This window comes from Nocardioides renjunii, from assembly GCF_034661175.1.
GTDB lineage: Bacteria > Actinomycetota > Actinomycetes > Propionibacteriales > Nocardioidaceae > Nocardioides > Nocardioides renjunii.
The window spans coordinates 3594178-3613273 of the sequence record NZ_CP141058.1 but is presented as its reverse complement, the minus strand read 5'-3'; the positions used below and the strand labels follow the sequence as shown (position 1 = coordinate 3613273).

18 protein-coding genes are annotated in these 19096 nt (G+C 72.6%); 12 read left to right on the top strand and 6 right to left on the bottom strand.

Going from position 1 to position 19096, the window contains the following annotated elements:
* Positions 1-70: 70 nt before the first annotated feature.
* Both SHK17_RS17275 and SHK17_RS17270 read left to right on the top strand, forming a co-directional pair.
* Positions 71-1438: a GntP family permease gene (locus SHK17_RS17275; protein WP_253943134.1), complete on the top strand. Its 1368-nt coding sequence runs from the start codon at positions 71-73 to the stop codon at positions 1436-1438.
* Positions 1435-1983 (top strand): gluconokinase, encoded by a 549-nt coding sequence (locus SHK17_RS17270; RefSeq protein WP_322920118.1) that lies wholly within the window; start codon positions 1435-1437, stop codon positions 1981-1983. Before SHK17_RS17275 ends, SHK17_RS17270 begins: the two co-directional genes overlap by 4 nt.
* A 59-nt stretch (positions 1984-2042) precedes the next feature.
* Here the strand turns inward: SHK17_RS17270 and SHK17_RS17265 are convergent, their stop codons facing one another.
* Together SHK17_RS17265 and SHK17_RS17260 are read right to left on the bottom strand one after the other, a co-directional pair.
* A complete protein-coding gene (locus SHK17_RS17265; RefSeq protein ID WP_253943017.1) occupies positions 2043-2531 on the bottom strand; it encodes a TspO/MBR family protein in 489 nt (162 codons plus the stop codon).
* Entirely contained in the window at positions 2528-4138 is a 1611-nt protein-coding gene (locus SHK17_RS17260; RefSeq protein ID WP_322920117.1) for a bifunctional NAD(P)/FAD-dependent oxidoreductase/class I SAM-dependent methyltransferase, read from the bottom strand. The genes SHK17_RS17265 and SHK17_RS17260 overlap by 4 nt, the downstream gene beginning before the upstream one ends.
* 79 nt (positions 4139-4217) lie before the next feature.
* Between SHK17_RS17260 and SHK17_RS17255 the strand changes: the two genes are divergently transcribed.
* The 3 genes from SHK17_RS17255 to SHK17_RS17245 are packed head-to-tail and all read left to right on the top strand — an operon-like array spanning position 4218 to position 6575.
* Positions 4218-4778, top strand: coding sequence for a helix-turn-helix domain-containing protein (locus SHK17_RS17255; RefSeq protein ID WP_172266412.1), 561 nt, complete (start codon positions 4218-4220; stop codon positions 4776-4778).
* A 41-nt stretch (positions 4779-4819) separates the two neighbouring features.
* Positions 4820-5032: a hypervirulence associated TUDOR domain-containing protein gene (locus SHK17_RS17250; RefSeq protein WP_172266409.1), complete on the top strand. Its 213-nt coding sequence runs from the start codon at positions 4820-4822 to the stop codon at positions 5030-5032.
* Positions 5033-5072: 40 nt separating this feature from the next.
* On the top strand, positions 5073-6575 hold the full coding sequence (locus SHK17_RS17245; RefSeq protein WP_322920116.1) for a cryptochrome/photolyase family protein: 1503 nt from the start codon (positions 5073-5075) through the stop codon (positions 6573-6575).
* Here the strand turns inward: SHK17_RS17245 and SHK17_RS17240 are convergent.
* Positions 6572-7504: an acyl-ACP desaturase gene (locus tag SHK17_RS17240; protein ID WP_172266403.1), complete on the bottom strand. Its 933-nt coding sequence runs from the start codon at positions 7502-7504 to the stop codon at positions 6572-6574. The genes SHK17_RS17245 and SHK17_RS17240 overlap by 4 nt on opposite strands.
* 328 nt (positions 7505-7832) lie before the next feature.
* On the opposite strand from SHK17_RS17240, the gene SHK17_RS17235 reads away from it, so the two are divergent.
* From SHK17_RS17235 to SHK17_RS17215, 5 genes are read left to right on the top strand one after another with little or no spacing between them, the layout of a single operon-like run.
* Positions 7833-11102 carry a sensor histidine kinase gene (locus tag SHK17_RS17235; RefSeq protein WP_322920115.1) on the top strand — a complete coding sequence of 1090 codons (3270 nt, stop codon included), beginning with the start codon at positions 7833-7835 and terminating at the stop codon, positions 11100-11102.
* Entirely contained in the window at positions 11099-11533 is a 435-nt protein-coding gene (locus SHK17_RS17230) for a roadblock/LC7 domain-containing protein (RefSeq protein WP_172266397.1), read from the top strand. Before SHK17_RS17235 ends, SHK17_RS17230 begins: the two co-directional genes overlap by 4 nt.
* A gap of 14 nt (positions 11534-11547) precedes the next feature.
* Positions 11548-11916 carry a DUF742 domain-containing protein gene (locus SHK17_RS17225; protein ID WP_172266394.1) on the top strand — a complete coding sequence of 123 codons (369 nt, stop codon included), beginning with the start codon at positions 11548-11550 and terminating at the stop codon, positions 11914-11916.
* Positions 11897-12493: a GTP-binding protein gene (locus SHK17_RS17220; RefSeq protein ID WP_322423093.1), complete on the top strand. Its 597-nt coding sequence runs from the start codon at positions 11897-11899 to the stop codon at positions 12491-12493. Before SHK17_RS17225 ends, SHK17_RS17220 begins: the two co-directional genes overlap by 20 nt.
* A 4-nt stretch (positions 12494-12497) precedes the next feature.
* Positions 12498-13313 (top strand): ABC transporter substrate-binding protein, encoded by an 816-nt coding sequence (locus SHK17_RS17215; protein WP_322423092.1) that lies wholly within the window; start codon positions 12498-12500, stop codon positions 13311-13313.
* A gap of 68 nt (positions 13314-13381) precedes the next feature.
* Here the strand turns inward: SHK17_RS17215 and SHK17_RS17210 are convergent, their stop codons facing one another.
* Positions 13382-14518 (bottom strand): calcium:proton antiporter, encoded by a 1137-nt coding sequence (locus tag SHK17_RS17210; RefSeq protein ID WP_322423091.1) that lies wholly within the window; start codon positions 14516-14518, stop codon positions 13382-13384.
* A 34-nt stretch (positions 14519-14552) separates the two neighbouring features.
* Complete coding sequence (locus tag SHK17_RS17205; protein WP_172266382.1) at positions 14553-15587, bottom strand: GTP pyrophosphokinase; 1035 nt, start codon at positions 15585-15587, stop codon at positions 14553-14555.
* Positions 15588-15694: 107 nt separating this feature from the next.
* Here SHK17_RS17205 and SHK17_RS17200 point away from each other — a divergent pair, with 107 nt between their 5' ends.
* Positions 15695-16312, top strand: a complete 618-nt coding sequence (locus tag SHK17_RS17200; protein ID WP_322920114.1) for a hypothetical protein — start codon at positions 15695-15697, stop codon at positions 16310-16312.
* Positions 16313-16318: 6 nt separating this feature from the next.
* Here SHK17_RS17200 and SHK17_RS17195 read toward each other — a convergent pair whose 3' ends face one another.
* Positions 16319-17731, bottom strand: a complete 1413-nt coding sequence (locus SHK17_RS17195) for a phosphodiester glycosidase family protein (RefSeq protein WP_322423089.1) — start codon at positions 17729-17731, stop codon at positions 16319-16321.
* Between the two features lie 136 nt (positions 17732-17867).
* Here SHK17_RS17195 and SHK17_RS17190 point away from each other — a divergent pair, with 136 nt between their 5' ends.
* The gene (locus SHK17_RS17190; RefSeq protein WP_322920113.1) at positions 17868-19082 is read left to right on the top strand and encodes a site-specific DNA-methyltransferase; all 1215 of its coding nucleotides are present in this window, start codon (positions 17868-17870) and stop codon (positions 19080-19082) included.
* The last annotated feature ends 14 nt before the right edge of the window (positions 19083-19096 follow it).

Genomic DNA, 19096 nt, shown 5'->3' with positions numbered 1-19096 from the left:
GGGTGTTCAGCTCTGTCGCCGCGACGCCCTAGGGTGAGGCAACCCCACCTCGGAGGTACACGTGGACACCATGACGCCCGTCTACAGCTCGGGCACCCTGCTGCTGATCGCCGCGGCCGCCGTCGCCATCCTGCTCGTCCTCATCATCGTCCTCCGGATGCACGCGTTCATCGCGCTCGTCCTGGTCAGCTTCGGCACCGCGGTCGCGGCCGGCGTGCCGGTCGCCGAGGTGCCGGTGGTCGCCATAGCCGCGTTCAGCACCACGCTCGGGACGGTCGCGTTGCTGGTCGCGCTCGGCGTGATGATCGGCCGGCTGCTCGAGGCGACGGGCGGCGCCCAGGTCCTGGCCGACACGCTGATCAGCCGTTTCGGCGAGAAGCGCGCCCCGATGGCGCTGGGTGTCGCCGCCCTGCTGTTCGGCCTGCCGATCTTCTTCGACGCGGGCCTCGTGGTGTTCCTGCCGATCATCTTCGCCGTCGCCAAGCGCTTCGGCGGCTCCGTGCTGATGTACGCCCTCCCGGCCGCCGGAGCGTTCGCGGCCATGCACGCCATCGTTCCGCCTCACCCGGGACCGGTCACCGCCGCGACCGAGCTTGGCGCCAGCATCGGCCTGACGCTGCTCGTGGGCGTCGTGGTGGCCGTCGTCGCGTGGTTCGTGGGTGTCTACCTCGTGACCATCACGTGGCTGGGCAAGGTCCAGGTCCCGATCGACGACTCGGTGCTGACCGGTGGGCAGCAGGCCGACCACGACAACCCGCCGGCCTTCTGGCACGTGCTCGCGATCCTGCTGCTGCCGCTGGTGCTGATCGGCGCCAACACCATCCTGACCACGCTGCGCACCAACGGCTCGATCGCCGAGGAGGGCACCTTCGTCGACATCCTGGTCTTCGTCGGCCAGACGCCGGTCGCCCTGCTCATCGCGCTCCTCGTGGCGACCTACACGCTCGCCATCCGGCGATACTCCCGCGGCGAGATCGAGACGCTGCTCAACGACTCCCTCGGCCCTATCTGCGCGATCATCCTCATCACCGGCGCCGGCGGGATGTTCGGCGGCGTGCTGCGCTACAGCGGGATCGGCGAGGCGCTGTCGGACTCCCTCGCCGACCTCGGCCTGCCGCTGATCGTGTCGGCCTTCGTGATCGCGACGATCCTCCGCGTCGCCCAGGGCTCCGCGACCGTGGCGCTGACGACCACGGCAGGGCTCATCTCCGCCGGTGTCGCCGACGCCGACCCGTCGTCGCTGCAGCTGGTCGCGCTGGTCCTGGCGATCGCCGCGGGTGCCACTGTCCTCTCGCACGTCAACGACTCGGGCTTCTGGCTGGTCGGCCGGTTCTTCGGGATGGACGTGAAGACCACGCTGCGCACGTGGACGGTCATGGAGACCACGCTCGGTGTCTCGATCTTCGTGCTGGCCCTCGGCATCTGGGCCGTCGGATGACTGAGGACGCGTCGGCCGACGGTGGCGCGGACCGACCGCTGCACCTCGTCTTCATGGGCGTGTCCGGCTCGGGGAAGTCCACCGTCGCCCAGGCGGTCCGCGAGCGGCTGGGCTGGGAGTTCGCCGAGGGCGACGACTTCCACCCCCCGGCGAACGTCGCGAAGATGCGCGAGGGCCGGCCGCTCACCGACTCCGACCGCTGGGGCTGGCTCGAGTCGCTGGCCGACTGGACCGCGGAGCGCGACGGGCGTGGCGAGCCGACGATCATCACGTGCAGCGCCCTGCGCAAGGCCTACCGCGACGTGCTGCGCCGCGGCGGCGAGGCGACGTTCTTCGTGCACTGCACCGGCGACAAGCACATGTTCCTCGAGCGGATGAGCTCCCGCGACCACTTCATGCCGCCGAGCCTGCTCGAGTCGCAGCTCGACACCCTCGAGCCGCTCCAGCGCGACGAGCAGGGGATGGACGTCGATCCCGCTCTCCCGGTCGACCGGCTCGCGGCGCTGGTCCTGGCGCGGCTCGACCTGTCCGGCCGACCGGACTGACCCGGCCGACCGGACTGACCCGCCGACCGGCCTGACCCGCCGACCGACCTGACCCGCCGTCAGTTGAGGACGACGATCCCCGCGGTGAGGGCCGTCGCGAAGCACACCCACGCCAGGTAGGGCACCAGCAGCCACGCCGCCGCGCGCGAGCGGTGCCACGACCACGCGATCAGCAGCACGACGGCGGCCGCCAGCACGACGATCTCGACCAGCGCCACGGTGTAGAGGTCGGCGGCGAAGAACAGCGGCGTCCACGCGAGGTTGAGCAGCAGCTGCGCCACCCACAGCCACATGACCCGGTCCCAGCCGCCGGCGCGCCACAGCAGCCAGCCCGCGACGCCGATGCCGAGGTAGAGCACCGACCACACCGGCCCGAAGAGCCACGACGGCGGGGCGTACGGCGGCAGGTCGAGCGCGCGGTACGTCGCCTGCGAGCCGGCCGCCGCCAGCCCGCCGAGCCCCGCCACCGCGGTCACCGCGGCGAGGAACGGGATCAGCGTCCACCACTGACGGGCCGGCGGCACGAGGGGCATGTCCCGAGAGGTCATGCCTCCATCATGCCGACCGGCACCGACCGGCGCCGCGCGCGGAGCACCGCGTCGGCCAGGGCGATCTCCTCGCCGGTGTGCGGGTGCGCCTGCGTGCGGGGACGCGACTCGCAGACCTCGACCTCCCACTCGTCGTCGAGCGCCGGCAGCAGCTGCTCGGCGGTGAAGAGGTAGGAGTGGTGGCCGTGCCGCAACCCGGTGGCGAGGTCCTCGGGGTGGTGGCCCACCACGAGCAGCGTGCCGCCCGGGGCGACCGCCGAGCCGAGCCGGCGTACGAGGTCGGTGATCGCGCCGTCGGGGAGGTGGACGAAGTGGGAGGTGACCAGGTCCCAGGTCTCGCCGTCGGGCTCGAAGGTGCGTACGTCGACGCGGCGGGTGGTGATCCGCTCGCCGACGCCGGCCTCCCGGGCGTGCTCGGCCGTCCGGGCGAGCGCGGCATCCGCGAAGTCCACGGCCGTCACGTCCCAGCCCTGGGAGGCGAGCCAGATCGCGTCGCCGCCCTCGCCGCACCCGACCTCGAGCGCCCGACCCGGCGGCAGGCCGGTGACCTCGGCCACGAGCTGGGCGTTGGCCCGGCCGCTCCACACCTTGTCGCCGGAGTAGCGCTCCTCCCACGCGGGGCGCTCGAAGTGCTCGGCGCGCCGCTCGGCGACGGCCCGGGTGGCGTCCGCGGACGCGAGCTCGGCGTTGACGAAGGCGCCGACGCGCATGCCGTGGGCGGCCGAGGCCATCAGCGTCATCGAGATGTCGGTGGCGTTGCCGGTCGCGAAGACGCCCGGCACCACCGTGGCGCCGGTCGGCTCGACGGCGAGGACGGTCCCGAAGGGGACACCGTTCATCTCGAAGGGCTGCGGCTCGATGCCGAGCGGCGCGAGCCAGTCGGCCCGCACGTGGGGCTTGGAGGCCACCACGATGGCCTGCCGCTCGAGGACCGACCCGTCGGCCAGCCGCAGCCCGACGAGGGTGTCGCCGTCGGTCACGACCTCCTGCGGGGTGCCGTGCGCGACGCGGACGCCGATGGCGCCCATCTTCTCGAGCTCCTCGTCGGGCAGCTCGACGCCGTCGTGGACGACCAGCACCACGTCGTCGGACAGCTGGCGGAAGAGCAGGCCCTGGTGGCCGGCCATCGGCGAGGTGGCGAGGACCGCGATCGCCTTGTCGCGCACCTCCCAGCCGTGGCAGTAGGGGCAGTGCAGCACGTCGACGCCCCACCGCTCGGCGAGGCCGGGCACGTCGGGCAGCTCGTCCACCACCCCGCCGGTCACCAGCACGCGGCGTCCGCGGAAGCGCCGGCCGCCCTCGGTGGTGACGAGGAAGTCGTCGGCCGCGCCCGAGAGGCCGACGACGCGGTCGCGCACCACCTCGACGCCGTACGCCGCCACCTCGGCGCGGCCCGTCTCGAGCAGCTCCAGGGGAGGGACCCCCTCGCGCCCCAGGTAGTTGTGGGCGTGGTCGGCGGGTGCGTTGCGGGGCTCGCCCGCGTCGACGACCACCACCGACCGCCTGGAGCGGCCCAGGGCCATCGCACCACTCAGGCCGGCTGCGCCACCGCCGACCACCACCACGTCGTACATGTCCGTGCTCCTGCTGTCCGTGTTCTCGCTCATGTCGTCCATGGTGCGCAGGTGATCGCCACTATGACAAACATCCTTGCTGGATCGGCAAAGCGTGTGCACACTGGAGCGCATGGACGACGAAGGAGTGCTGCGCGGGGTCGGTCCCCGGTTGCGTCAGCTGCGGCTCGAGCGCGAGGCCACGCTGACCGACCTGGCTGAGGAGACCGGCATCTCGGTGAGCACCCTCTCCCGGCTCGAGGCGGGCCAGCGCAAGCCCACCCTCGAGCTGCTGCTGCCGCTCGCGCGCGCCCACCGCGTCGCGCTCGACGAGCTGGTGGACGCGCCGGAGACGGGGGACCCGCGGATCCGCTCGAAGCCGGTCGTGCGGCACGGCCGCACCTTCATCTCCCTGACCCGGCGACCGGGCGGGCTGCAGTCCTTCAAGATGGTGCTGCCGGTCGACAACACCCCGCCGCCGACCCTGCAGACCCACGAGGGCTACGAGTGGCTCTACGTCCTCAGCGGCAAGGTGCGTCTGCTCCTCGGCAACCGCGACATCACCCTCGAGCCGGGCGAGGTCGTCGAGTTCGACACGCGCACGCCGCACTGGGTGGGCAACCCCGGGCCGACGCCGGCCGAGGTGCTGGCGATCTTCGGGCCCCAGGGTGAGCGGATGCACGTCCGCTCCTGAGGGGTGGTCCGCGGCTGGGGGCCGCGTGGCACCGTGGGCCCATGGCGATCCGCACCGGCACGACCGTGAAGTGGAAGTGGGGCCGCTCGTGGGCGGAGGGCAAGGTCACCGAGGTGCACCACGGCGACGTGTCCCGCACGACGAAGGGGGCGGAGATCACGCGCCACGGCAGCGACGACGACCCCGCCTACGTCATCGAGCAGGAGGACGGCACGGTCGTCCTCAAGCTGCAGAGCGAGGTCGAGCGGGCCTGACCACTCCACTTCGACGGACCCGACGCACCGGGCGCCGGCCATGACCACGCGATGGCTCTTCGGCGACCAGCTGGGCCCCCACTTCGCCGACGACCACCAGGGCCCGCTGCTGATGGTGGAGTCGATCGGCGTGCTGCGCCGGCGCCGGTTCCACCGCGCCAAGGCCCATCTGGTGCTGAGCGCGATGCGCCACCGGGCCGCCGAGGCGGGCGAGCGGATGACCTACGTGCAGGCGGACACCTACACCGAGGTGGTCGCGCAGCACCAGGATGCCGGTGACGTCGAGGTCCTGCACCCGACGTCGTACGCCGCGCTGGGGCTGGTCGAGCGGCTCGGCGTGACGGTGCTGCCGGCCCGCGGCTACGCGACGGCGCGCGAGGACTTCGAGCGCTGGGCCGAGGGGCGGGGGAGCAGGCGGCTCCTGATGGAGGACTTCTACCGGCGCGCCCGGCTGGCGCACGGCGTGCTGGTCGACGGCGGGGAGCCGGTCGGCGGCAGGTGGAACTTCGACCACGACAACCGGCTGCCACCGCCGAAGGGCGCCGAGACGCTCGGCGTCACCGACCCGTGGTGGCCGACCGAGGACGAGATCGACGCCGAGGTGCGCGAGGACCTCGACCGGTGGGAGCGCGACGGGACCGTCCGGACCATCGGCAGCGACGGCCCGCGCCTCTTCGCCGCCACCCGGGCGGAGGCGCTGGCCGCGCTGGAGCACTTCGTCGAGCACCGGCTGCCCGAGTTCGGTGCCTACGAGGACGCGATCCTCGAGGGCGACCCGTGGATGGCGCACAGCCTCATCAGCGCCTCGATGAACCTCGGCCTCCTCGACCCGCTCGAGGTCGTCGAGCGCGCCGAACAGGCGTACCGCAGCGGCGCGGCGCCCATCGCGAGCGTCGAGGGGTTCGTGCGGCAGGTGATCGGCTGGCGCGACTACGTGTGGCACACCTACTGGAACCAGGGCGACGACTACCGCCACGAGAACGCGCTCGGCGCGCGGCAGCGGCTGCCGCAGTGGTTCGCCGAGCTCGACGCGGACGCCACGGACGCGCGCTGCCTCTCGCACACGCTCGGTCGTCTCTCCGAGCACGGCTGGGTGCACCACATCCCGCGGCTGATGGTGCTGGGGTCGTACGCCCTGCAGCGCGGCTGGTCGCCGCAGCAGCTCACCGACTGGTTCCACCGGGCGTTCGTGGACGGCTACGACTGGGTGATGGTGGCCAACGTCGTCGGCATGTCGCAGCACGCCGACGGCGGGGTGATGATGACCAAGCCCTACACGTCGGGCGGTGCCTACATCAACAAGATGTCGGACCACTGCGGCTCCTGCCGCTTCGACCCCAAGGTCCGCGTCGGGGACGACGCCTGCCCCTTCACCGCCGGCTACTGGTGGTTCCTCGACCGGCACCGCGAGACGTTCGCCGGCAACCACCGGATGGGCCGCGCGCTGCAGGGCCTGGACCGGCTCAAGGACCTCCCGCTCCTCGTGGAGCAGGAGGAGCGGCGCGGCAACCGGGCACCCCGCGTCAGCGACCAGACGGACTAGCCCCGGCGCGCGGCCTTCTTGGCCTCGGCCTCGGCACGGCGCTCGACGAAGCGCGTCGCCTCGCCGTCGAGGGCGGCCACCGCGGCGGCGAGCTCGTCGCGGGCCTTCTCGCCGTCCTCGTCGAGGTGCTCGAGGTCCCACACGCCCCACTGCCGCAGCAGCGGCGTGACGATGTCGTCGTGGTGGATGCGCAGGTCGTAGATCCCGGCCTTGGCCATCTGCACCGCCTTGCGCGCGAAGCCGGGGATCACGCTGCCGGGCATCTGGAAGTCGACGACCTCCTCGGTGATCGCCCGCATCGTCTGGCTGGGCGCCACCTGCAGCGCGGCGGAGACGATGTTGCGGTAGAAGATCATGTGGAGGTTCTCGTCCTTCGCGACCCGGCTGAGCAGCTTCTCGGCGATCGGCTCCTCGGTGTAGCGGCCGGTGTTGCGGTGCGAGATGCGGGTGGCGAGCTCCTGGAACGAGACGTACGCGCACACGTTGAGCAGCGACTTGTCGAGCGCCTCGTAGCCCGTCTCCATCGTCTCCATCCGGGCCCGCTCGAGCTCGACGGGGTCGACGCCGCGGGTGACGAGCAGGTAGTCGCGGATGCAGAAGGCGTGCCGGCCCTCCTCGGCGGTCCACCGGTTGACCCAGGTGCCCCACGCGCTGTCGCGGCCGAAGGCGCGGTCGATCTCGCGGTGGTAGCTCGGCAGGTTGTCCTCGGTGAGCAGGTTGACCTCGAGCGCGGTCCGTGCGATCGGCGAGAGCTGCGACTGCGCGACCTCCCAGGGATCGCCGCCCAGGTCGGCGAAGTCGCGCCCCAGGCTCCACGGCACGTACTCGTGCGGCATCCACTCGTCCGCGAGCCCGAGGTGGCGGTTGAGGTTCTCCTCCACCGTCGGCTCGAGCTCGGCCATCAGCTGGGTGGTGTCGAGAGCGGCCATGGATCCATCTCCTCAGGTCGTGAGGAGCGGTGTCCTCGGGTCCCTGCCTACACCCGTCCGACCGGCCTGACCAGAGGGCCGTCCCATCCGGCAGCAAGCCTGAGGCGGAAGTGGTCCAGACGCCCTTACACCGGCGCCACCCCAGTTCTGCGAAAACGCCACGGAATGTCGCGCGACTCTTTAGGTTGAGTCTCGCTCCGGTCCCCCGACCGGGGCGGTTTCGTCGTCAGAGCCGCTCACCACACGCGAGGCACACATGACTCAGGATGCAGCCCGGCCCCGGAAGGGCGCTGGGAACACGGTCGCCGGTTGGCCACTGGGCCGCAAGATGGCCCTGGCCCTGGCGATCCCGCTGCTGCTCGCGGCGGTCCTCGGTGCGCTGCGCGTGGTCGGCGACTACACCGACTCGCGCCAGGCCGCCAGCAGCGCCAAGCAGGTCACCGTCATCGCCCCCGCGATCGACTACCTGACCGCCGCCGAGTCGGCGATGGTCGCGGCGCAGTCCGACGACGCGGCGAGCCAGGGCGACCTGATCGACGCCATCGACGACATCGCGACCACCTCCGAGGCGCTGGTGCAGTCGCGCGGCGAGGCCGACCTCAACGACCGCCAGTCCGAGCAGATCGACGCACTGCTCGACCTCAGCCAGGCGATGCGCGCCGAGGGTGCCGAGAACCTCGGCCCCGCCACCTGGATCGCCCTGGTCCGCCAGCTCGAGTCGAGCGTCTCCCAGCTCGTCACCAGCGTCAACGCCGCGCAGGAGACGCCCGAGCCCCGCCTCGAGCAGATCTCGCAGGCCATGAGCGGCCGGCTCTCCCTCGCCCTCCAGCAGGGCCTCATCGCCACCACGCTCGCGCAGTCCAGCTCGCAGGACCTCTTCTCGGAGATCGGTGTGGAGGCGGCCGCCATCGACCGTCTCGCCGGCTCCGTCGAGGGCTCGGACGAGCAGACCGCCCTGCTGCGTACGCAGAACACCCGCCACGCCGGGGAGATCCGCGACGACGCGGCCACCGACCTCGGCGGACGCGACGCGTACGCCCCCTACGACGAGATCACGTCCTCGCTGGTCAGCGGCGTGACCGCCACCCTCGACGAGGCGGCCTCCGACGCCCAGCGCAACGCCCTCATCGGCGCGCTCTTCACGCTGCTCGCGCTCACCGCGGCCGTCCTGCTCGCCCTCTTCATCGCCCGCAGCCTCCTCGAGCCCATCGGCAAGGTCCGTGAGGGCGCGCTCGCCGTGGCCCGTCACCGGCTGCCCGACGCGGTCGCCCGGATCCGTGCCGGCCAGGAGCCGGAGCCGATCAAGACGATCGACGTCCACACCAACGAGGAGATCGGCCAGGTCGCGCGAGCGGTCGACGACCTCCACCGCCAGGCCATCCACCTCGCCTCGGGTGAGGCCCAGCTCCGCCAGACCGTGAACGCGATGTTCGTGACGCTGTCGCGCCGCTCCACCTCGCTGGTCAACCAGCAGCTCGCGCAGATCGAGCGCCTCGAGCACGACGAGGAGGACCCGAAGCGCCTGGAGTCGCTCTTCCGCCTCGACCACCTCGCCTCGCGGATGCGTCGTACGGCCGACTCGCTGCTGATCCTCGCCGACGCCCCGAACCGCGCGGCCGGCCAGTTCAGCCTCACCGTGGGCGAGGCCCTCCAGGCCGCGACCTCCGGCGTGCAGGACTACCAGCGCGTGCAGATCCTCTCGCACCTCAACACCCGGGTGGGCGACGAGGCCGCGGCCGACGTGGTCCACCTGCTCACCGAGCTGGTCGACAACGCCCTGACCTACTCCCCGCCCGTCGAGCCGGTCCGCCTCGCCGCCAAGCTCGGCCCCGACGGCGTCACCATCACGATCACCGACTCGGGCCTCGGCGTGCCGCAGGCCGAGCTGGAGCAGCTCAACAGCGACCTCCAGCACGGTGCCGAGGCGACGCCCGACACCGCCCGACGGATGGGCCTGTTCGTGGTCTCCCGCCTCGCCGAGCGCCACGACATCCAGGCCCGCCTGGCGCGCAACCCCGGTGGCGGCATGACGGCCACCGTGCTGCTCCCGCCGTCGGTGCTGCCCGACCTCCCGCAGGTCGCGGCTCCCGCCGCCCCGGCCGCCGCTGCCGCGACGACCCCGGAGGTCCTCGAGACCGCCTCGGTCGCCGCCCCCGCCGCCGCTGCCGAGTCCAAGCGCGAGTCCCGCTCCCGCTCCCGCGCCCAGAAGGCCGAGGCCAAGGCCGCGGAGCGCGCCGCCGCCGCCGAGGCGAAGGCCGCGAAGAGGGAGGCCGAGAAGGAGGCCGAGCTCGAGCCGCAGCCCGCTGCAGCCGCGGCCGCCGCTGCTCCTGCCGTCACCCCGGACCGGCCCTCCCTCGAGAGCCTGCTCCCGCGGCGCGAGCCCGGCGCCAACATGCCGCGCACCGGCGCCGAGGCGTTCCTGCCTCCGGAGACATCCGGGGCCACCGGTCCGCTCTTCGGCAAGCGCAGCGAGCCCGCCGCGCCCGCCGCCTCGACCCCGGCTGCCACGACCGATGCCGCCTCGACGGACGCCGCCGCCGACCTGACGCCCGACGTCGAGCCGGCCGAGCCGACCACGCCCGAGAAGGTCGCGCCGGTCGTCCCGATCACCGCCCTCGCCTCGCGCCAGCGCCAGGCCGTCGAGGAGGCCCGGGCCGCCGAGCCCGTCGCCGAGCCCGAGCCCGAGCAGGTCTCCGAGCCGGTGGTCGAGCCCGAGCCGGTCGCGGAGCAGGTGTCCGAGCCGACCCCGGTCGCCGAGGAGCCCGCCCGCGTCTCGGACCCGCTGTCCGACCCGCTCTCCGACCCCCTGTCGGACCCGCTGCCCGTCGACGCCTTGGGCGACGACCGCCCGGCTGCCGAGGCAGAGACCGAGCCCGAGCCCGAGCCGGTCACCGAGCCCGAGCCCGAGCCCGTCTCCTCCCAGGAGCCGGCCGCCGCGGACGACCTGCACGTCGACGCCAGCGACCCGCTGGGCCTGGGCACTCCCGCCCGCGAGCCCGAGCCGGTCCAGGCCGTCGCTGAGCCGGAGGCCGAGCCGGCCCAGCCGGTCCACGAGCCCGTGGTCGAGCCCGAGCCCGCCCCGGCCGCGTACGAGGCGCCGTTCCCGACGCCGTACGAGGCGCCCGCCGCGTTCGCCGGCGACTCGCTCAACGGTCACCTGAACGGTCACCGCAACGGTGAGCTGAACGGCCACGACGGGCTCGACGGCCACCTCGAGGCCCAGAACGGCAACGGCCTGCTCCACGACGGCGCCGAGCCGGCGCGCGTCAGTGGCGACTCGCCGATCTTCAAGTCGATGCGCTCGGGCTGGCTGACCGGTGAGGCCGGCGAGTTCCACGAGACCGAGGTCGACCGCGGCTGGGAGATCGCCGAGCAGGTCGCCGAGGAGTCCCCGGTCGTGGAGTCGACCGTCACCGGACTCCCGCGCCGCGCCCCCGGGGAGCGTCTCGTCCCCGGTAGCGTTACCCCGCCCACGGCAGCCAAGACGCGTGACCCCGAGGCCATCCGTCGCCGGCTCCAGGCACACACCGCGGGAGTCTCCCGTGGTCGACGAGCAGCCCAAAGTCCCCCTCAGCACACGGAAGCAGGCCCCGCATGACGTACGAATCCGCCGCCCCCGCCGCCAGCTCCGCTGGTGACGACCGCGACCTCGACTGGGTGATGTCGCGCTTCGTCGAGGAGGTCCCCGACGCCGCGCACGCCATCCTCGTCTCGGCCGACGGCCTCCTCATGGCCTCGAGCACCAGCATCCCCGGTGAGCGCGCCGAGCAGGTCGCCGCCGTCTCCTCCGGTCTCGCCAGCCTCGCGGTGGGAGCCGCGCGCCTGTTCGAGGGCGGGTCTGTCATGCAGACCATCGTGGAGATGGAGATGGGCTTCCTGATGCTCATGAGCGTCGGCGACGGCTCCAACCTCACGGTCCTCACGACCGAGGAGGCCGACATCGGCCAGGTGGGCTACGAGATGGCCCTGCTGGTCGACCGCGTGGGACGTACCGTCGAGGCCCAGGCCCGCGTCGGTACGGGCGGCTGAGCCGGCCCCGTGCGATGACGCCGCCTGTCGAGCCGGAGGACGAGGGCTACCGCCCACGCCTCATCCGCTCCTACACCATCACCGCTGGTCGGACGGCCACCAAGGTCGATCTGGCCATGGAGGCGACACTTCGTCTCCAGGCTGGTGCTGAGGCGCCCGTCCTCACCCCCTCTGCCGCGCAGGTTCTCGAGGTCTGCGACCGGCGATCCGTGGCCGAGGTGTCGGCTCTGACCAAGATGCCGATCGGCGTCACCCGGGTGCTGCTGGGTGACCTGATCGAGCAGGGCCTGGTCCGCATCCAGGCCACCATCACCGAGAAGACGTCGACAGATGAGCGACTCGAGCTCATCGAAAGGACCCTCCGTGGACTTCGAAACTACTAAGGCACAGCGAGCGGCTGCGTCGACGAAGATCGTCATTGCTGGCGGCTTCGGCGTCGGCAAGTCGACGCTCGTCGGCGCCGTCTCGGAGATCGATCCGCTGCGCACCGAGGCACTCGTCACCAACGAGTCCGAGGGCGTCGACGATCTCGCTGCCGTGCCCACCAAGGCGACCACCACGGTCGCGATGGACTTCGGCCGACTGACCCTGGCCGAGGACCTGGTCCTGTACCTCTTCGGTACGCCGGGCCAGCGACGGTTCTGGTTCATGTGGGACGACCTGTGCCGCGGCGCCATCGGCGCCATCGTGCTGGTCGACGTGGCGCGGCTCGACGAGTCGTTCTCGCCCCTGGACTACTTCGAGTCCAAGGGCATCCCCTTCATCGTGGCCGTCAACGAGTTCGACGGCGTGCCGCGCTACCCCGCCGAGGAGATCGCCGCCGCGCTGGCCCTGCCCGCCGACGTGCCGATCATCAGCCTCGACGCTCGCGACCGCGAGCAGGCCAAGGGTGCGCTCGTGAAGATCACCGAATACTCCCTCATGCGACTTCGTGAGTCGCTCACCGCGAATGCGAACTAGACCCATGGCCCAGCCGATCCGACGCTCCCGTCCCGCCCGCACCGCGGCAGCCGCCCTCTCCTCCGTGGCCCTCCTGGCCACGCTGGGCGCCTGCGGTGGTGCCGCCAGCGGCGAGTCCGCCGACGCGCTCACCGACGTCCAGCTCGCCTTCAACGGCGCGCTGACGGTGTGCACCGACAGCCCGTACGCCCCGTTCGTCTACGAGGAGAAGGGCAAGCTGGTCGGCTTCGACGTCGACCTCGGCAAGGAGATCGCCGAGGCGCTGAAGGTCGACCTCGACGTCCTCGACGTCGCCTTCGACGACATCACCTCGGGCGACTCGCTCAACAACGACGTGTGCGACGTGGCCATCTCGGCCATGACGATCACCGGCGAGCGGGCGCGCGTGCTCGACTTCTCCAGCCCCTACTTCGACGCCAGGCAGGCGCTCGTCGTGCCGCGTGGCTCGGGCCTGGACGAGATCTCCGAGCTCGGCGGCCAGCGGGTCGGCGTCCAGAAGGACACCACCGGCGAGACCTACGTGAGCGACTACGCCCCTGAGTCCACCAAGGTGACGGCCTACGACGACGCGGCGGCCCTGCAGGCTGCGCTGGGCGCCGGTGAGCTCGACGCGGCGCTGCTGGACAACACCGTGTCCGGCGCGTTCGTCGCCGAGAACCCCAACCTGAAGCTGTCGCGGGAGTTCGAGACCGGTGAGCAGTACGGCATGGCGGTGAAGAAGGACGGCAACATCCCGCTCCTCCGCACGATCAACGGCACCCTCGCGGACCTCCGCGAGGACGGCACCTACGACAAGATCTACGACCAGTACTTCGGCTGATCACGAGCCGCGACGCCGGCCGGGCTGCTGCCCGGTCGGCGTCGTCGGCATCTCGGGGGCGTACGACGTCAGGGCGCGATCGTCAGGAACAGGAACGACGCCAGCAGGACGAGGTGGACGCCGCCCTGGAGCGGCTTGGCCCGGCCGGGCACCACGGTGAGGATCGCGACCGCGGCGGTGAGCAGCAGCAGGACGCTCTGCAGCTGGTTGAGGCCGAGCGCCAGCGGACCGTCGAGCCAGATGCTGGCGACCGCGATGGCCGGGATCGTCAGCCCGATGGACGCCATCGCCGAGCCGAGCGCGAGGTTGAGGCTCACCTGGACACGGTTGCGGGCCGCGGCCCGCACCGCGGCGATCGTCTCGGGAGCGAGCACGAGCAGCGCGATCACGACACCCACGACCGCCTGCGGGAAGCCCAGCGCCGCGACCCCGGACTCGATGGCGGGGGACTCGATCTTCGCCAGCCCGACGACCGCGACCAGCGACACGACCAGCAGACCGAGGCTGACGAAGGAGGCACGGTTGGTCGGCGGGTCGGCGTGGCCGTCGTCGTCGAGGTCGAGCCGCTCGTGCTCGAACGAGTCACCACCGCCCGCGGAGGTGACCACGGGCGAGTGCTGGCCCTGGGTCACCGGCAGGAAGAAGTCGCGGTGCCGGATGGTCTGGGTGAACACGAACATCCCGTAGAGCGCCAGGGACGCGACCGCCGCGAACGCGAGCTGCGCACCGGTGAACTCCGGTCCCGGCTCCGACGTCGTGACGGACGGCACCACGAGGCACAGCACGGCCAGGGCGATCACCGTGCCGAGGGCGGCGCCCGTGCCCTCGGGGTTGAAGACGGCGAGGTGGTGCTTGAGCGCCCCCACGAGCAGCGAGATGCCGACGATGCCGTTGAGGGTGATCATCACCGCCGCGAAGACGGTGTCGCGCGCCAGGCCGGATGCGTCCTTGTCGGCGGTCACCATCAGGGTGACGATCAGGCCGACCTCGATGATCGTGACCGCCACCGCGAGGACGAGCGAGCCGTAGGGCTCACCCACGCGGTGCGCCACCACCTCGGCGTGGTGGACCGCCGCGAGCACGGCCGCGACCAGCAGCACGGCCAGGGCGCCCAGCACGAGGCCCTTCGGGTGTGCGAGCCAGGCCGGCACCAGCGCCACGACGGCCAACACGGGGGCGAGGGTCGTCCAGGATGGCCGCTGCATGCCTTCACCCTAGGGGCGACGCCCCAGCAGGCACTCAGGTCTCAGGAGTGCTGAGCTTCTCCAGCCGCGCACGCAGCAGCGGGACGCGGTGGCTGTTGCCCGCGAGGGTGACGTACTGCTCGCCGAAGATCGCCAGCAGGGCGTCGTCGAGGCGGCGTACGGCGCCGGCGGGGTAGCGGTAGCCCATCCGCCGGATGACCGCGTCGGCGTCCACGGACGTCAGGAGGTCGGCGAGGTCGTCGACGGTGTCGATGCCGAGCTCGGTGAGCAGCCCGGCGATCCAGTCGTAGTGGTCGGTGTGCGACCAGCCCGCGTCGCTGTAGTGGCCGGCGAGGAAGGTGGCGAGGTCCTGACCGACGATGTGGTCGGCCTCGGGCTCGGTCGTGCTGCCGGGCGCCGCCGCCTGGATGCGCTCGCGGATCGTGGCGAACTCGCGGTCGGCGAGCTCGATGAGCCCAGCGGCCAGCGTGAAGCGGCGGTCGAGGTCGGCGGCGGCGTCCTCCGGCACGTTGCCCTTGTAGCGGATGTCGTGCTCGAACTCCGCCCACGCGTGCTGCAGCACGGTCCGCACCTGGACGCTCGCGCGCTCGCCGGCCAGGGCGAGGTCGTCCGCCTCGTCGCCAGCGTCGTCCCCCGCGTCCTCCGCGTCGTGGTCGCCGTCGACCCGGACGAGCAGGTGGCGGCTGGCGTAGCCGAAGCGACCGGACCGCGCCGTCTCCTCGCCGAGGTCGCGGTCGTCGAGGATGGTGAGCTGGTCGGCCAGGAGCTCGGCCACCGCGGCCACGTCGTTGTGGACGTAGGTGATGACCCGCACGCCGATCTGGTCGGTGATCTGCTCGAGCGGCTCGGGGTAGAGCGGCACCCCCGCCTCGGTGCGGTTGGCCTTGGCCGAGAACGACGCGACGCTCTTGGTCCGGCCGGTGACGCTCAGGTAGTCGATCCCCGCGTCGTCGAGCAGGGTGCGGATCAGGGTCACGTAGCCGGCCGTGGCCGCCGTCAGCTGCGGCTGGCGGGCGGCGTACGCGCGCACGGCCTCGCGCACCGGCTCGGTCTGGATACCGCTGGTCATGGCGCCAGCCTGCCAGTGGGACGGCTACGCCGTCGACGTCGCCACCGGCCGGAGCCGCGTCGCGCCTGGCGGGGGAGCGGTCCGGGGTTGGTTATCGTCCAAGCACCATGACCACCCTGACGTCGCCCTCGTCCCACCGCTCGAGCGGCCGGACCGCCGCCCTGCTCGCCGGCCTGGCCCTGGCCGCCGGGCTCACCGCCTGCGGGGCCGAGGGGGACGACACGGCCACCGACCCGGCCGGGTCGTCGAGCTCCCCGACGCCGTCGGAGACACCCACGGAGACTCCCGCACAGACGGAGTCCCCGACCGACGAGCCGACCGAGAGCACCCCGACCGACGCGGGCGGTGGGGCCGCGGCCACGATCCCCGCCACCGGCTCGGCGGGGGTGACCGAGGCCTCGCTCGTGAGCGCCACGGAGGGCGGGGGCGCCACGTCGACGATGGCGTTCGCGCTGGACGGCGACCAGGCGGTGGCGGACTTCGTCACCGGGCTCGGGGCGGGGCTCCCCGACACCGTGGCCGCCACGGTGCGCGACCTCGCGCAGCAGACGCCGGACGCGACGCCCTACGGCGCGGTCGTCGCGGTCGGGTGCGAGGCGCCCACGGGCGTGACGATCGAGGCGGGCGAGGCCGGCTTCGAGGTCGTCCCGCAGCTGCCCAAGGCGACCGTCCAGTGCCTGGCGCCGGTGACGTACGTCGTGGTGTTCGCGGCGCCTGACGCCTGACGCGGGTCAGCCCGGCGGCGGCGGGACCGTCGGGGTGACGGTCGGGGTCGGCGTCGGGGTCGGCGTGGTGGTCGGGGTCGGCAGGATCGGCACGACGGGCGGCAGGGGCGCGTTGTAGAACACGCCGAAGCCGTTGGGCACCCGGCGCTCGCTGCCGTCGGACGGCTCGTTGACGACCGCCATCGCCCCGGTGCCGTTGCGGGTGTACATCGCGGAGGAGCCGCCGCCGTCGAGGTTGATGGCGTTCTCGGCGCCGAGGGCGGTCATGAAGTCTGCGAGCTCGACCATCGTGTAGCCGCGGCTCGCGGCGGAGCGACCGTCGACGACGAGGACGTGCAGGCGACGTCCGTCGGCGTCGATGCCGACCGCGGTGCGCGGGTGGGCGATCGTGTTGTTGATGACGGTGCGCACGCCGTTGACCAGCAGCGGCCGGTCACCGCTGATGGCGGCGGTCGGGCGGCCGCCCTCGATGCGCTGCGCGAGCGTCACGCGCTGGCGGGGCTTGAGCGTCTTGAGCTGCTTGGCGCCCCGGCCGACGCCGATCAGCACGCGGTCCTTCTTGCGGATCTTCTGGCCGAGGGAGAGCGTGGAGCGGTTCGACACCACGCGGTTCTTGCGCAGCACGACCTCGCGGACGTACTTCTTGCCGTCGGTGACGGTGTAGCCCTTGGTGCGGTTGAAGGCGTGGGTGAACACGCCGATCTGGCCCTGCGGCACCCGCGGGTGGTTGAAGCCGCTGACGACCCAGTCGCGCGCCTGGCGGATGGAGTACTGCACGCTCAGCGGGCTCACGTGGGGGCCCGACGCGTCGAACCACAGGCTGGAGTTGACCCCGGGGATCCACCCCTCGCGCGAGCCGGTGAGGACGCCGCCGTCCTCGACCGTCACGCCGAGCGGCGCGTCGGTCTGGCCGATGTCGAAGAAGTCGCCGTTGACCGCCGTCAGCGCGGAGCTCCACCGGCCCAGCTGGCTCACGGTGCGGCGGCTGGTGACGAAGCTGGGGGTGAGCGCGCCGAAGCTGATGTTGGCGGCGTCGAGGTTGACGGTGACGAGGTTCATCCGCACCTGGCCGATCGGCTGGCGACCGTCGATCTGGTCCCACTCACGCAGCGTCACGCCGGGCGCGATCTCGTACGTCGCCTCGTTGGCGATCACCGGCGTGCGGCCACGCCGGCTGACCTCCGGGCCGACGACCAGGCCCGGCCTGCCGTCCGAGGTCTGGTTGCGGCCGCGGTAGCCGCTGGCCGCGCCGGACAGGCCGTCGCGGCCGGAGGCGGAGCCGCTGCGGCCGTCGTCGGCGACCGACGGGGTGCCGAGGCCCACGCCGAGACCGGCGACGAGGACGCCGGCGGTGGCGATCGTCAGGACACGGGTGCGGGCGGGGGCGGAGGGCACGGGGCGGCGCGCGAAGAGTGACACGCGATCCAGAGTAAAGGACGACGTGGGACTGGTGGGAAAATTGGGACGAGCGGTCCGCGGCGGGCGGTCGGGCGGCGTACGCCGGTCGCGGCCGGGTCACCGCTGGCAGCGGTCCCGAACGCCTAGGCTGCGCCTCGTGCCCGACGAGCCCGTGCCTCCCGTGCCGGCGCTCCCGTGGAACGCCTTCCACGCCGGGGACAACCTCGACGTGCTGCCGCGGCTCGAGCCCGGGTCCGTCGACGTCGTCTACACCGATCCGCCCTACAACACCGGCAACGACTTCGCCTACGCCGACCGCTTCCGCGACGGCTCGCACGCCGACCCGTACGCCGGCCGGCACGCCGCGTGGACCGCCATGATGCGCCCGCGCCTCCTCGCCGTCCGCGAGGTCCTCGCCCAGCACGGGGCCGTGTTCGTCAGCATCGACGACAACGAGGTGGCCCACCTCCGGCTGCTGATGGACGAGGTGTTCGGGGAGGCCAACTTCCTGGCGCAGGTCGTGGTCAGCCTCAACCCGAAGGGCCGCCAGCTCGGCCGCGGGTTCGCGACCAGCCACGAGTACGTCCTGGCGTACGCCCGGCACCTGCCGGCCTGCGCGGTGGACGCCAGCACGACCGAGTCGGTGGACGAGGCGGACTTCCCGCTCCGCACGGACGACGGCCGGCGGTTCCGCTACCTGCCGCTGCGCAACACCAACAAGAAATTCAACCCGCTCACCGCGCCCACCCTCCACTTCGCGCTCCACGGCGACCCGGTGAGCGGCCGCGTGGCGACCGCCGAGTTCCCGGGCAGCCAGCCGTTGACCCCGGTCTTCGGCGACGGCCGGCCAGCGGTGTGGCGCTGGTCGCGGCCCCGGGTCGACGAGCGGCCCGACGACCTCGAGTGCCGGGTGATCCGCGGCCGCGCCGGCGAGCGGGTCGACATCTTCCAGCGCGACTGGCTCGAGCGCGAGGGCGGCCGCCGCAAGAAGCTGCGCACCATCTGGCTCTCCGAGGAGATCGGCTCCACCGACACCGCCGTCGCCGAGCTCAAGGCCCTGGTCGGCCACGTCTTCGAGTCGCCCAAGCCGACCGGGCTCGTCCGCCGGATCCTCGCGACCCTGCCGGACGACGTCGTGGTCCTCGACCCCTTCGCGGGGAGCGGCACCACCGGGCACGCGGTGGCGCTGGCCAACCGCGCCGACGGCGGCACCCGCCGCTGCATCAGCATCAACTCCGCCGAGCCGACCCGGCCGGGGTCCAACGCCCAGCTCGCCGGGCTGGCGACCGTCGCCGACATCACCGTCGCTCGGCTGGCGGCGGTCGCGGAGCAGGTGGGCGGGGGGCTCGAGATCGCCCCGGTGATCGGGTAGCGGCGGGTGCTTCC